Raw genomic sequence first — 230 nt, 5'->3', positions numbered from 1 at the left:
TCGACGTTGGCGCCGTCCAGCGTGCCGATGGTCAGCGCGCCGTTCAGCGCGAACTTCATGTTGCTGGTGCCCGAGGCCTCGGTGCCCGCCAGCGAGATCTGTTCCGACAGATCCGCCGCCGGGATAATGATCTGCGCCAGGCTGACGCCGTAGTTCGGGATGAACACCACCTTCAGTTGGGTATGCACGCGCGGATCGTTGTTGATCACTTTGGCCACATCGTTGATCAG

General features: G+C 61.7%; 1 protein-coding gene. It reads right to left on the bottom strand.

Going from position 1 to position 230, the window contains the following annotated elements:
* A partial coding sequence (locus N825_RS35915; RefSeq protein ID WP_157619802.1) for a glycogen/starch/alpha-glucan phosphorylase occupies nt 1-230 on the bottom strand: 230 nt, incomplete at both ends.

Origin of the sequence: Skermanella stibiiresistens SB22, from assembly GCF_000576635.1 — a bacterium.
Classification (GTDB): domain Bacteria; phylum Pseudomonadota; class Alphaproteobacteria; order Azospirillales; family Azospirillaceae; genus Skermanella; species Skermanella stibiiresistens.
Note: the sequence above shows the minus strand (reverse complement) of the source record. Positions and strands in the feature narration are given on the sequence as shown.